The 13,763-nt window shown below is 61.8% G+C and carries 12 protein-coding genes; 7 read left to right on the top strand and 5 right to left on the bottom strand.

Annotated elements, in window-relative coordinates; all coding sequences use genetic code 11:
• Positions 1-104 precede the first annotated feature (104 nt).
• Positions 105-2,363 carry a DNA topoisomerase IV subunit A gene (gene parC, locus N1058_RS00295; RefSeq protein WP_265515493.1) on the top strand — a complete coding sequence of 753 codons (2,259 nt, stop codon included), beginning with the start codon at positions 105-107 and terminating at the stop codon, positions 2,361-2,363.
• 85 nt (positions 2,364-2,448) lie between these two features.
• On the opposite strand, the gene N1058_RS00290 is transcribed toward parC, so the two are convergent.
• The 5 genes from N1058_RS00290 to hemB all read right to left on the bottom strand — a co-directional run bounded on the left by N1058_RS00290 (position 2,449) and on the right by hemB (position 7,956).
• A complete protein-coding gene (locus N1058_RS00290) occupies positions 2,449-3,330 on the bottom strand; it encodes a DMT family transporter (protein WP_265515892.1) in 882 nt (293 codons plus the stop codon).
• Between the two features lie 75 nt (positions 3,331-3,405).
• The gene (locus N1058_RS00285; protein WP_265515492.1) at positions 3,406-4,152 is read right to left on the bottom strand and encodes an arginyltransferase; all 747 of its coding nucleotides are present in this window, start codon (positions 4,150-4,152) and stop codon (positions 3,406-3,408) included.
• A 70-nt stretch (positions 4,153-4,222) separates the two neighbouring features.
• On the bottom strand, positions 4,223-6,025 hold the full coding sequence (locus N1058_RS00280; RefSeq protein ID WP_265515491.1) for an SLC13 family permease: 1,803 nt from the start codon (positions 6,023-6,025) through the stop codon (positions 4,223-4,225).
• Between the two features lie 267 nt (positions 6,026-6,292).
• On the bottom strand, positions 6,293-6,760 hold the full coding sequence (locus tag N1058_RS00275) for an RDD family protein (protein ID WP_265515490.1): 468 nt from the start codon (positions 6,758-6,760) through the stop codon (positions 6,293-6,295).
• A 71-nt stretch (positions 6,761-6,831) separates the two neighbouring features.
• Positions 6,832-7,956 carry a porphobilinogen synthase gene (gene hemB, locus N1058_RS00270; RefSeq protein WP_420847917.1) on the bottom strand — a complete coding sequence of 375 codons (1,125 nt, stop codon included), beginning with the start codon at positions 7,954-7,956 and terminating at the stop codon, positions 6,832-6,834.
• Between the two features lie 75 nt (positions 7,957-8,031).
• Here hemB and N1058_RS00265 point away from each other — a divergent pair, with 75 nt between their 5' ends.
• The 6 genes from N1058_RS00265 (at position 8,032) to nrdR (ending at position 13,760) form a co-directional block, all read left to right on the top strand.
• Positions 8,032-9,084 carry an enoyl-CoA hydratase/isomerase family protein gene (locus tag N1058_RS00265; protein WP_265515488.1) on the top strand — a complete coding sequence of 351 codons (1,053 nt, stop codon included), beginning with the start codon at positions 8,032-8,034 and terminating at the stop codon, positions 9,082-9,084.
• Positions 9,081-9,500, top strand: a complete 420-nt coding sequence (locus N1058_RS00260; RefSeq protein ID WP_265515487.1) for a DUF6163 family protein — start codon at positions 9,081-9,083, stop codon at positions 9,498-9,500. The genes N1058_RS00265 and N1058_RS00260 overlap by 4 nt, the downstream gene beginning before the upstream one ends.
• A gap of 156 nt (positions 9,501-9,656) precedes the next feature.
• Positions 9,657-10,172 (top strand): transcriptional regulator LdtR, encoded by a 516-nt coding sequence (ldtR, locus tag N1058_RS00255; RefSeq protein ID WP_265515486.1) that lies wholly within the window; start codon positions 9,657-9,659, stop codon positions 10,170-10,172.
• A gap of 314 nt (positions 10,173-10,486) precedes the next feature.
• Positions 10,487-11,743: a L,D-transpeptidase family protein gene (locus tag N1058_RS00250; RefSeq protein WP_265515891.1), complete on the top strand. Its 1,257-nt coding sequence runs from the start codon at positions 10,487-10,489 to the stop codon at positions 11,741-11,743.
• Positions 11,744-11,927: 184 nt separating this feature from the next.
• The gene (gene glyA, locus N1058_RS00245) at positions 11,928-13,241 is read left to right on the top strand and encodes a serine hydroxymethyltransferase (protein WP_265515485.1); all 1,314 of its coding nucleotides are present in this window, start codon (positions 11,928-11,930) and stop codon (positions 13,239-13,241) included.
• A 54-nt stretch (positions 13,242-13,295) separates the two neighbouring features.
• Positions 13,296-13,760: a transcriptional regulator NrdR gene (nrdR, locus tag N1058_RS00240; RefSeq protein ID WP_265515484.1), complete on the top strand. Its 465-nt coding sequence runs from the start codon at positions 13,296-13,298 to the stop codon at positions 13,758-13,760.
• The last annotated feature ends 3 nt before the right edge of the window (positions 13,761-13,763 follow it).

Below are 13,763 nucleotides of genomic sequence, written 5' to 3'. Positions count from 1 at the left end.
GAATCGTGCATAGTGAATAGGCTGGAAGAACAGGCTGCCACTCACCATTCACCGCTCCGCCACTTCCCCTTGCCGCGAATCACTCACTGGTCTAACCGAAAGCCATGGGAAAAGATCTGCTTCCACCCGGCGGTGAAGGTCGCGCATCGGCCGAGCCGGTCGACCTGAAGAAGGCGCTCGAGGAGCGCTATCTGGCCTATGCGCTGTCGACCATCATGCACCGGGCCCTGCCCGATGTGCGCGACGGCATGAAGCCGGTCCACCGCCGCATCGTCCATGCCATGCGCCTGGCCCGCCTGGAGCCGGGGCAACGCTTCGCCAAATGCGCCAGCATCGTCGGCGATGTGATGGGCAAGTTCCATCCCCACGGCGACCAGTCGATCTACGACGCGCTGGTACGCCTCGCCCAGTCTTTCGCCATGCGCTACCCGCTCGTCGACGGGCAGGGCAATTTCGGCAACATCGATGGCGATAACGCGGCCGCCATGCGCTATACCGAGGCGCGCATGACGGAGGCTGCCACTTCGCTTCTGGAGGGCATCACCGAAGACGCGGTCGATTTCCGCAAGACCTACAATGAGGAGGACGAGGAGCCCACGGTCCTTCCCGGCGCTTTCCCCAACCTCCTCGCCAATGGATCGAGCGGGATCGCGGTCGGCATGGCGACCTCGATCCCGCCGCACAACGCCGCCGAAATCTGCGACGCCGCCCTTGCCATCATCGATGATCCGTCTGTTGCCGACGAACGCCTGCTCGACTTCGTGAAAGGACCGGATTTCCCGACCGGCGGCATCATCGTTGAGGATCAGGATTCGATCCGCGAGGCCTACAGGACTGGTCGCGGCGGCTTCCGGGTGCGCGCACGCTGGGAAAAGGAAGACCAGGGCCGCGGCATGTGGACAGCCGTGGTCACGGAAATTCCCTACGGCATCCAGAAATCGCGGCTGATCGAGAAGATCGCCGAACTCATCATTTCCCGCCGGCTGCCTCTGCTGGAAGACATCCGCGACGAGAGCGCGGAGGACATCCGCGTCGTGCTTGTGCCCAGGAGCCGGACGGTGGAGCCTGAATTGCTGATGGAATCGGTGTTCAGGCTGACCGACCTGGAAACCCGCTTCCCGCTCAACATGAACGTCCTGTCGCGCGGCAAGGTGCCGGGCGTGCTCTCGCTCAAGCAAGTATTGCGCGAGTGGCTCGACCACCGCCGCGAGGTGCTCCTGCGCCGTTCGCGCCATCGCCTTTCAGAGATCGAGAAGCGGCTGGAGATCCTGGCCGGCTACCTTGTCGCCTATCTCAACATCGACGAGGTCATCCGCATCATCCGCGAGGAGGATGAGCCCAAGAAGGAGATGATCGCCCGCTTCGAGCTGACCGACAACCAGGCCGAAGCCATCCTCAACATGCGCCTGCGCGCCCTGCGCAAGCTGGAGGAGTTCGAAATCCGCAAGGAGTTCGACAAGCTATCCGAGGAAAAGACCCAGATCGAGGGACTGCTCGCCTCGGAGGCCAAGCAGTGGAAGACGGTGCGTTGGGAAGTCTCGAAGGTTCGTCAGACCTACGATCCGGAAAAGAACCCGGAGCTAGGCGCGCGCCGCACCACCTTCGCGGACGCGCCGGAGCACGACTTGGAAGACGTGCAGGAAGCCTTGATCGAGCGCGAGCCGATCACGGTGGTGCTCTCCGAAAAGGGCTGGCTGCGCGCCATGAAAGGGCATTTGTCCGATTATTCCACCCTCGCGTTCAAGGAGGGTGACAGCCTGAAGCTCGCCTTCCATGCCCAGACCACCGACAAGATTCTGCTGCTCACCACGGGCGGCAAGGTTTACACGATCGGCGCCGACCGTCTGCCCGGCGGACGCGGCCACGGAGAGCCCGTGCGTATCATGGTCGACATGGAAAACGACCAGGCGATTGTCACTGCTTTTGTCCACGACCCGGAGCGCAAGCTTCTTCTGGCTTCCCATGCCGGCAATGGCTTCGTGGTCGCTGAAAAGGACATGATAGCCAACACCCGCAAGGGCAAGCAGGTGATGAATGTGAAGGCGCCGGACGAGACCAAGATGTGCGTCCCCATATCAGGCGACCACGTTGCCATTGTCGGCGAGAACCGCAAGCTGCTGGTCTTCCCCCTTTCCGAGGTGCCGGAGATGGCACGCGGCAAGGGCGTGCGCCTGCAGCGCTACAAGGACGGCGGTATCTCCGACCTGAAGTCGTTCGCCATGGAGGCGGGCCTTTCCTGGCGCGATTCGGCCGATCGTACCTTCGTGAAATCGCGCGAGGAACTGGCCGAGTGGCTCGGCAACCGCGCCGCCGCCGGCCGCATGGCGCCGAAGGGCTTTCCGCGCACGGGCAAGTTTTCCTGAGACGGTGGCTTTGAGTAATTCCGTTACAGGCATTCATGCGGGCGTCAGGTGATTCCACCTGACTGCAAGATGCTCCGTCGCCCCGTCAGAGAGGATGCCGCATCAAAGCGGCGGCGCGCCGTCTTCGCCCGGCATGGATCTGCCATAGGGAATGCGCAATCAGCGTTACCACCAGGATGGAGCCGCCGATCAGGCTTTGTATGGTGGGAGCTTCAGAAAAGATCAGCCAGACCCACACCGGCGCCAGCACCGTCTCCAGCAGATAGAACATCGCCACTTCGGGACCCGACAGATATTTGGGCCCGTTGGCGAGGCAGAAGAAGGCGAGCGGCATGACGATCGCGCCGTTGAGAACGATCCACCATGGAGCTTCGATCCGATAGCCAGTCTTGGCCGTCATGACGGCCGACAGGACAAAGGGCAACGCGACGGCCACCAGGGCGGCGAAACCCATGTCGCGCTTGCTGGCCCGGCTCACGGTGATTGCCGAGGCGATCAGGAAGGCCGATGCCAGCGCCATCATGTCGCCGGCAAGATTGCCCGTGCCGACGCTATCGCCGACGATGATCAGCACGCCGGCCATCATGACGAACATGGCGACGATCGTCGCTGGGCGCGGCCTTTCCTTGAGGAAAATCCAGGAAAGAAGGGCGGCGAACATTGAGTTGAAAGCCAGGATGAACACCAGATTGGCGGTCGACGTGTTGTAGACGGCGCCGATGAACGTGATATTGGCGAGTGCATAGAGCCCTGCCACTATCAATCCATGCTTACCCGGAACCAGGGCGGGAACATCGCGCGAGAACATGCGCCATACCGACCAGATCACCAGAGCGGCGATCACGGTCAGTCCGCTGCGCACCATCAGGATAGGCCAGTGATCGCCGTCCGCCAGCCGAATGAGCGGTATGTCTATGGTAAGCGTCATGCCGCCGAGTGCGGTCAGCGCCAGTCCCTTGATATGCATGGAAGGGTCGGGTGCGGACACGGTTGGAGAACCTCTCCGGAAAAGAGCTTGCAGCGGGTACGGCCGGATCGCCTTCTATTCGATGCGGCCCCAGCCGTTGGGGCCGAGGTGTTCCTGCGGCTTGAAGCGCACCTTATAGGCCATCTTGCGCGACCCATTGACCCAATATCCAAGATAGACGTGGGGCAGGCCGGCGGCGACCGCGCGCCTTATGTGGTCGAGGATCATGAAAGTGCCCAGGGACCGGTCCTCATGGGCGGGATCGTAGAACGAATAGACCATGGATAGGCCGTCGGCCATCTTGTCCGTCAGCGCGACAGCCATCAGTTCGCCTTCGCCTCGCCCTGTAACGAAGGAACCGGCTCCGCGCCGGCGGTACTCGATGATCTGGGTGTCGACATGTGTATCCTCGACCATCATCGCATAGTCGAGAACCGTCATGTCGGACATGCCGCCCTTCTTGTGTCGCGCATCCAGATAGGTCCGGAACAGCGAATATTGCTCCGTCGATGGTTCGGCCGCGTGGGGCGAGCCGATCATGTCGCCGTTACGTTTGAGAATGCGTTTCATATTGCGGGTGGGCTGAAATTCCTGCGCGAGGATACGCACCGAGACGCAAGCCCGGCATGTCTCGCAGGCTGGCCGGTAAGCGATATTCTGGGATCGGCGGAATCCGCCCTGCGTCAGCAGATCGTTAAGCTCGGGGGCTCTGTCGCCAACCAGATGCGTGAACACTTTCCGCTCGAATTGTCCCTCCAGATAGGGGCAGGGAGAGGGGGCGGTCAGGAAGAATTGCGGAGATTGGCTCGGCTGCTGCGTCATCGTTGGCGGGCGTCACTCCCTGGAATGGTGAATGGCGTGTGCGCGCCGCGCTCCCACGCCCTAGTCCTCTTCAAAGCCCATAATACCATGGACCGACAAGGGAAAAGGTCAACCAAATTATAATCACAAGCGGAATGCCAGCCTTCATGAAATCGCGAAACGAATAATGCCCGGGTCCCATCACCAGAAGATTGGTCTGATAGCCGATGGGCGTTGCAAAGGACGCGTTGGCTGCGAAGATCGTCGCCACCACGAAGATCTCGGGCGGGGCACCGATCGCATGGGCAATGCCGATCCCGATCGGCGTGAAGAGCACCGCCGTGGCGTTGTTCGACAAGAGGTTCGTCAGCACCGCGACCACGGCGAAATAGCCTGAGAGGATCACCACGGCGCTTTGGTCCTTCAGCAAGTCCACTGCCGTATCCGCGATCAGCATGGCCCCTCCGGTCTGCTCCAGCGCGGTCGCAGCGGCAATCGACGAGCCGACCAGCAGGAATATCTGCCGATCGAAGGCGCGCCCGGCTTGTGCCAGCGAAAGGCAACCTGTGGCAATCATGGCGAACGAGCCGATAATGGCGGCGGCGACGATGGGCGCGATGTCGAACGCGGCAACGATGACGATTGCTGCGAAAATGGTAAAGGCGATGCCGGCTTTCCGCCGCTGCGGCACGGGCTCGGCCGACCATTCAAGCACCAGTAGATCGTGGCTTTCACGTAAGTCCTCGAAGGCCCGGTCGGACCCGCCGATGAGGATCGTATCGCCCGGTTCGAGGCGGATGTCGGCAACGGGCGTACGGCCCATGCGGCTCTTGCGCTGGACGCCCAGCATGTACACGCCATGCTCGGTCTCAATGCCGGCATTGCGGATGGTGCGTCCCGCATGGCGGGAGCCAGGTGGAATGACGGCTTCGGCGATATGATAGTCCGGACCGGGAGGGGAGGCTGGATCGTCGGGCCGCTGGTGGCTGGCCGTGCCGCGTGACAGCGCCTGGGTGAAGGCCCGCCGTGTCGCCGTCACGATCAGCCGGTCGCCCTGCGAGATCACCACATTCTCGAAGGGCGGGTGAAAGATCATGCCGCGCCGCACGATCAGCCTGGGCGTCAGGTCGCTCAGGCCCGGAAACATGCCCGCTCGCGACTCGATACCTATGAAAGGGTGTCCCGCCCCGATGTGGATTTCGCCGATGAATTGCGTGCCCGACTGGGCCTGCTTGAACGTCGTCTCGTTGCTCGAATCTCGCAGGATGCGCGGCATGATGACCAGCACGTAGAAGCCGCCGACCGCCGCCAGGATTATGCCGAGAACCGTTATGTCGAAGAATCCGATGTTGATTCCGGACTCGGCCGCCACGCCCGCCACGAGCAGGTTCGTCGACGAACCGATCAACGTGGTCATGCCGCCCAGGATCGACATGAACGACAGCGGCATCAGTGCCTTCGAGACGGCAAAGCTGCGCTGCGCGGCAAAGACGATCAGGACGGGAATGAAGATCACCACCACCGGTGTGTTGTTGAGCACGGCGCTCAGTACCGTTGCCGTGATCAGCGTGATGACGATGGTGCGCGCGCTCGACCCACCGGCTGATTTGGCCAGAAGGCGCGCCGGGCGGTCCAGCGCATCGGTGGCGAACAGACCCTGGCCCACGATCAGCAGCGCAAGAACCGTGGCTAGCGCCGGATTGGCAAACCCGGCCAGAAGCGCTTCCGGCGACAGCCCCGCTGCTCCGTTCTCATAGGGAATGAAGGCGAACAGGGCCAAAAACGCCACAAGGCTGGCCAGCGCGACCAGCTCGAGCGTGAAGCGTTCACTGACATAAGCGGCGACAGTGCAGACGATGATCGCATAGGTCGCCCACAGATGGAAATCGGCCATTCAGTCCCTGTCGCTCAAAACGCTTCGGCAAATGCCAGAGCATAAGCACCAAGGACTGCGCCGCAAGCACGGATTTGCCCTCGAGCGGTCATATGCGCAACAAGGCATCTGCGCGCCACCGGTTTGGCAGCACGGATTTCCCAAAAACCGTAGCGTGTTTCAGGAATCGCGCGTCACCACGGCGTTGAGAAGCAGGTCGTGAACTGTGCGCTTGTCTCGCAGAAACAGGGGCGCAAGGACCAACGAAGCCACCGGCAGGCGGGCCTCTTAGCCCGTTCGTGTAACCACCGTTCCCAAAAGCAGGTCGTGCAGGGTGCGCTTGCGGTCGAGAACGAGCGTGGCAAGCAGGATGAGCGGGGTCAGGATAGCGTTGGCGGCCCAGAAAAGAACCGTGTGCACCACGGCCAGGACAGGGTCCACGCGGCGTCCATCGATGCGCTCGAGCCGGATGTCCATGAGCCGCATGCCGAGCGTCGCCTGTCCGCGCCCGCCCAACGTTGCTGCCACATAAAGGAGCGCGGTCAGGGGAAAGAGGATACCGAACAACAGCCATCCAAGGCCCAATGTGAGCACGCCCAGCAAGGCAACGATGACGGCAAGCGGCACCATCAAAAGGAGGATCAACGCATAGTCGATCAGGAATGCGAAGACCCGGCGCGTGCGAACGCCGGCAAGAAGCCGCCGGTCATCGAGGCGATCGACCATGATTTCACCATCCAGGGTTTGCATTGCCATTGTCGTCCTACCTCTTCCAGGTTGCGATCAAGGCGGTAGATGGGGCTTTCATCGGGCTTTTCAAGTAACGGCTACCCTCGCAGGCGCCCGGCCACCTCCGGCGCGAAATAGGTGAGGATGCCGTCGCAGCCGGCACGCTTGAAGGCCAGCAGACTTTCCATCATTGCCTGATCGCCATCGATCCAGCCATTGGCGGCTGCGGCCTTGATCATCGCATATTCGCCCGACACCTGGTAGGCGTAGGTCGGTACGCTGAAAACGTCCTTTATACGGCGCACGATGTCGAGATAAGGCAGGCCGGGCTTGACCATCAGCATATCCGCACCTTCCGCCAGATCCTGTTCGGCCTCGCGCAAGGCCTCGTCGGAATTCGCCGGGTCTATGTAATAGGTCTTCTTGTCGCCCTTCAGCAGCCCATCCGTGCCGATGGCCTCGCGGTAGGGCCCGTAGAAGGCGGAGGCGAACTTCGTCGCGTAGGACATGATCGCCACATCGTGGAATCCGGCGGCGTCCAGCGCATCGCGAATTGCGCCGATACGGCCATCCATCATGTCGGACGGCGCGATGATGTCGGCGCCTGCCGCCGCCTGCAGAACCGCGGCCTGCGCTATCTGCTCGACGGTCTCGTCATTGACGACGACGCCGTCTTTGAGAATGCCGTCATGGCCGTGGCTGGTGAAGGGGTCGAGCGCGACGTCCGTAATGACGCCCAGTTCCGGCACTGCCTCCTTGATCGCTCGGCTCGCCCGGTTGATCAGGTTGTCGGCGTCGAGGATGGCGCTGCCGCGTGCATCGCGGCGGGAATGTGGGATATTGGGAAAGGTCGCGATGGCCGGTATGCCCAGGCGGGCGGCGCGCTCGGCCTGCTTTACGGCAAGGTCGATAGTATAGCGGCTCACGCCTGGCATGGCGGCGACGTCCTCCTGGCGATCCTTGCCGTCGATCAGGAAGATCGGCCAGATAAGGTCATCGACCCGCAAATGGTTCTCCTGCACGAGCCGCCGCGACCAGTCGGCCTTGCGCATGCGCCTCAGCCGCCGCCCGCCGGTGATCTCGTCCACGGTACGGTTCGCCTGTGGCTGTTGGCGTGTGATCCTGTTCACCTGGGCTCTCCCGTTTGCTGGCCTAGTACGCGCTAATCCGACGGTCCGTCCTGCGCAAGGGGCGGGCAGGGGGCGGATTGACGCGCCGTCCATCGTCATCGGCATTGACGAGGCGGCATACGACACATAATCACCGATTGTCAGATTGAATGCGAGTGGAGGAATCGGGTGGAGCGTGATTTTGCAGCAGGCGGCGACATTCGCTTCATGCAAAAGGGCAAGGCCGGCATCATCACGCTCACACGGGCGCAGGCACTGAACGCGGTCAACCACCGCATGATACGCGCCATCACAGCGGCACTGGAGGAATGGCGCGACGACGATACGGTCGAACTCGTCATGATCAGGGGAGAGGGCAGAGCCTTTTCCGCCGGCGGCGATCTTCAGGAAATCTACCATTCGGGCAGGGCGGGGAAACCCAATACCGAGTTCTTCGCCGACGAATACCGCCTCAATGCCGCGATTGCGACATACCCCAAACCCTATGTGGCGCTGATCGACGGCATCGTCATGGGCGGCGGCGTGGGCCTGTCCTGCCACGGTTCCCACCGCGTCATGACCGAGAAGACCGTTTTTGCCATGCCGGAAGTGGGCATCGGCTTCTTCCCCGATGTCGGCGGAAGCCAAATCCTGTCCCAACTCGTTGACAGCTACGGGCAATATCTGGCGCTCACCGGCAACAGGATTGGACAGGGCGATGCCATATGGTGCGGCCTTGGAACCCACGCCGTCGCCTCTCAGGACATGGAGGCGCTGGCCGATGAAATGTCCCAGGCCGGGAAGGTGGATGCGGCGCTGTCGCGGTATTGCCGCCAGGTCCCGCGCGATATCGATGACGCCACAATACATATCCTGTCCGAGCATTTTTCGCTGGGAACCCTCAAGGATGTGGTAGCCAGCCTGAAAGAAGCGGCCGACAAGGGTGACGAATTCGCCAGCACAACGCTCGCCACCATGGAAACACGCTCGCCCACCAGTCTTCACGTGACGTTCCGGGAGATTGATCTGGGCGCCATGCTTTCCATCGACGAATCCATGCGCATGGAATTCCGCATCCTCAACCGAATGCTAAAGGGCCATGATTTCTACGAAGGCATTCGCGCCGCCATTATCGAAAAGACGAAGGACCCGAAGTGGCAGCCGGCGCGATTGGAAGATGTCGCCGAAGAAATGGTCGATGCCTATTTCGCGCCGCTTGAGGAAGGAGAACTGGAGCTTTGACCAAGGAGGAAGCGGCAGGCCTGACGGTGCGCCCCAGCTCGCTTGACTTCGCCTCCGAGCTTTTCCTTCGCGCAGTGGCCATTTCGTGCCTGGTGCTCGGTATTGCTTATTGGGTGCGCCTTCTGGGCTTCTTCGACGGTCCTCAGTGGCGCTTCGACCTTATGCCGGTCTACTGGCAGGCCACGGCCGTGCCGCTCGCGGTGCTCTTCCCCTTTGCGGCCGTCGGCCTTTGGGCACTTGCCTCCTGGGGACCCGTCGTTTGGTTCCTGTGCGCCTCGATGGAAGCGGTAATGTATGCTGGCTTCCCCCACCTTTACGGCGCCAGGCCCTGGCTCCTCATTCTCCATGGGCTGGTCGCCGTCCTCTACATCGCTTTGCGTGCCGCCTTTGCGCTGCGCAGCCGCAAGGCGCATTAACCCAGGTTAACGCCTTTTTAGCCGTAATCGCAGGAGGGCCGTCCGTAAGGCCTTGTTAAGCCTAGCGTTTAAGTCGAATTTTAGGTGCATTCGATACGGTCGCGACCAAGGTGAAAAAAACAAAACTCACCGGCGTCAAAACGAAAGGCATCTACCATGATCAACTCGCGACCCGCGAAAGAACCGCTGTCTGGAAGTGAAGAACGTGAAGACGCGCTTCGTTCCCTCTACCTCGAATCGCTCCAACTCGTCGAGAAGCTGCACCGCCGCCTGCTCGACGTGATCAAGGACGAATTCGAGCGCCAGGGGCGCAGCGACATCAACGCCATTCAGGCCTTGCTTCTGTTCAACATCGGCAGCGCCGAGCTGACGGCGGGCGAGCTTCGCTCGCGCGGCTACTATCTCGGCTCCAACGTGTCGTACAACCTGAAGAAGCTCGTCGACATGGGCTTCATCCACCATCAGCGCTCGCGCGTCGACCGTCGGTCGGTTCGCGTCAGCCTGACACCAAAGGGGCAGGAAGTCGCCAAGGTGGTTTCCAAGCTCTACGATCGTCACACCGGTTCGATCGAACAGGTCGGCGGTATCAATGCGGACGAGTTCCGCCAGATGAACCGCGCCCTCCAGCGGCTCGACCGCTTCTGGAACGACACGATCGCCTACCGCATGTGACCATTGCCATTTGACGGCCGGGGGCAACCTGGTCATAGCGGGGCCGCGATTTTGGCTCGGCCAGCGTCCGTTTCGGGCGCTGGCCGTTTTGCATTTTAGGCTAAGTTCAGTTTTGCGCGCATAACTGTCACGTTAAGAACATAATCCGGTGGAACTGAGAAGCGGTATTCCGCCGAAAACAAGCGTTCCAGGCTGGCTGGACGCCGATGGGCGATTTGCCTGGCGCGCCGGCTGTTGGGTGTTTGTTAACGCTGTTGTCGCAGGATTTCACGCCGGACGGTTCGGCCGTCGAAGGATTTGAAGGTTCTCAGATGATGAAGACAAGCCGCCGTATGTTCATTCGCGGTGCGGGCGCGGCAGGTGCCTTGACGTTCGCCGGTTCTGCCAAGGCGCAGAACGCGCTCGATGCCATCTTCAATTCCCCGCGCCGAGGCGCCTGGAACGATCAGTTCGACGCTCAGTCCTCACCCGGCGGCAGCTCCGTCAATTCCACTCAGCCGATTCTGAGCCCGGCGACGGTGGGTTACGTCGAACGCGCCATTGGAGATTATTCCAACATCGTCGCGGCGGGCGGCTGGCCGGTCGTGCCGGCGAACAAGAAGCTCCAGCTAGGTGTCATCGATCCCGACGTTGAGGTTCTGCGCCGCCGTCTGATGATTTCGGGTGACCTGTCGCAGCGCGCCGGCATGTCGCCGGCCTTCGATTCTTATGTCGATGCCGCGCTCAAGCGCTTCCAGACGCGTCACGGCCTGCCGGCCGACGGCGTGACCGGCCGCTACACCTATTCGGCGATCAACGTGTCCGCGCCCATCCGCCTCGGCCAGCTTGAAACCAATCTGGTCCGTCTGCGGTCCATGGTAGGCGATCTTGGACAGCGGTTCGTGACCGTGAACATTCCGGCAGCCGAGATCGAGGCGGTCGAGAACGGCCGCGTCGTGCTGCGTCACACTGCCGTTGTCGGCAAGATCGATCGCCAGACGCCGGTTCTCAACTCGCGCATCCACGAGATCATCCTCAATCCCTACTGGAATGCGCCCGTCTCGATCGTCCGCAAGGACATCATTCCTTATGTGCGTGAGAATCCGAATTACCTTGCCGAGAACAATATCCGCATCATCGGCCCCGATGGCGCCGAGATCGACCCGCTGATGGTCGACTGGTCGACCGACGAGGCCGTGAACTATCGTTTCAGGCAGGATCCCGGCAAGATCAACGCCATGGCGTCGGTGAAGATCAACTTCCCGAACTCCCATGCGGTCTACATGCATGACACGCCGCAGCAGCAGCTTTTCCGCGATCAGGAGCGGTTCCATTCTTCCGGCTGCGTGCGCGTGCAGAATGTGCGCGATCTCGTCACCTGGCTCCTGCGCGACACGCCGGGCTGGGACCGGCGCACCATCGAAACCTCGATCAAGACCGAGGAAGACAAGCGCATCCCCGTGGCCGATCCGGTACCGGTCTATTTCACCTACATCTCGGCCTGGTCGACGGGCGACGGCGTCGTGCACTTCCGTGACGACATCTACGGCCGCGACGGTGTCCAGGAACTGCAGATCTCCACGGCCCTTTAGGCGCCACAGAGACCGGCTTGATACGAGGCCGCCTTCGGGATGGCCTCTCTATCTGCTTTCATGGTTCTGTCCCGATTGCCACAGGCCTGGAAAAAGTATGCTGCGGTGATGGTGGGGGGCGCCGAAAAGTGCTAATGGCGCGCGGGTTCCGCACATCTTCTGAGCCAGTAGGGGTGACACTGCCATGGCACAAGCGTCCACAGCATCGGTAGAAACCGAAGCCTTTTTCTCGAAGCCTCTCGAGGAAGCCGACAGCGATATCTTCAACGCGATTCGCAGCGAGCTCGGGCGTCAGCGCCACGAGATCGAACTGATTGCCTCGGAGAATATCGTTTCGCGTGCCGTTCTGGAGGCTCAGGGTACGGTGCTGACGAACAAATATGCCGAAGGCTATCCTGGCAAGCGCTATTATGGCGGCTGCGAGTTCGTGGATATCGTCGAGGAACTGGCCATCGAGCGCGCGAAACAGCTCTTCAACTGCAAGTTCGCCAATGTGCAGCCGAATTCCGGCAGCCAGATGAACCAGGCCGTGTTCCTGGCGCTTTTGCAGCCGGGCGATACCTTCATGGGCCTCGATCTGAATTCCGGTGGGCACCTGACGCATGGCTCGCCGGTCAACATGTCCGGCAAGTGGTTCAACGTCGTCTCCTATGGCGTGCGCGAGGGCGACCATCTGCTTGATATGGACGAGATCGAGCGGCTCGCTCATGAGAAAAAGCCCAAGCTGATCCTGGCCGGCGGCACCGCCTATTCGCGCATCTGGGACTGGAAGCGCTTCCGCGAGATCGCCGACGCCGTCGGCGCCTATCTGATGGTGGACATGGCCCATATTGCCGGCTTGGTGGCCGGCGATGCGCATCCCTCGCCACTGCCGCACGCCCATGTCGTCACCACCACCACGCACAAGTCCCTGCGCGGCCCGCGCGGCGGCATGATCCTCACCAATGACGAGACCATCGCCAAGAAGATGAACTCGGCCGTTTTCCCCGGCCTTCAGGGCGGCCCCCTGATGCATGTGATCGCCGCCAAGGCCGTTGCGCTCAAGGAAGCGCTGCAGCCCGATTTCAAGGAATACGCTCACCAGGTGGTCGCCAACGCGCGGGCCCTTGCTGCCAGCCTTCAGGAGACTGGGCTGGATATCGTTTCGGGCGGCACCGACAACCATCTCATGCTGGTGGATCTGCGGCCCAAGAACGCTACCGGAAAGCGCGCCGAGGCGGCTCTCGTTCGCGCCAACATCACCTGCAACAAGAACGGCATCCCCTTCGATCCGGAAAAGCCTTTCGTGACCTCCGGCATTCGGCTGGGCACGCCGGCCGGCACCACGCGGGGTTTCGGAGTGGCGGAGTTCGGACAGATCGGCCAACTGATCGCCGAAGTGCTGGACGGCCTCAAGGCTGCGAACTCCGACGAGGGAAATCTGTCGGTCGAAGCCGCTGTCAAGCAGAAGGTGATTGCGCTGACGGACCGGTTCCCGCTCTACCCTTATCTGGGGTAGGGCCGGGCGCGCCCGGAAAGCAAGCAGACCGTACCGCGATGATGAAAGACTGAGATGCGCTGTCCCTATTGCCAGTCCGAAGACACGCAGGTGAAGGATTCGCGCCCGGCCGAAGATGGCATCGCCATCCGCCGCCGGCGCGCCTGCCCCGATTGCGGCGGCCGCTTTACGACCTTCGAGCGGGTGCAGCTGCGCGATCTCGTGGTGGTGAAGCGTTCCGGCCGCAAGGTTCCCTTCGACCGCGACAAGCTCGCCCGTTCCTTCGATATCGCCTTGAGAAAACGCAATGTCGAGCCCGAGCGGATCGAGCGCGCTGTCTCCGGTATCGTGCGCCAGCTGGAGAACTCCGGCGAGAGCGAGGTCGCTTCCGACGAGGTGGGCCTTCTGGTCATGGAAGCGCTGAAATCGCTCGATGACGTGGCCTATGTGCGCTATGCCTCGGTGTATCGCAACTTCCGCGAGGCCAAGGACTTCCAGGACGTGCTCGGCGAATTGACGGTCGAACCGGACTCCGAATGAGCC

This window comes from Nitratireductor luteus (assembly GCF_026162365.1).
GTDB classification, from domain to species: domain Bacteria; phylum Pseudomonadota; class Alphaproteobacteria; order Rhizobiales; family Rhizobiaceae; genus Chelativorans; species Chelativorans luteus.
Note: the sequence above shows the minus strand (reverse complement) of the source record. Positions and strands in the feature narration are given on the sequence as shown.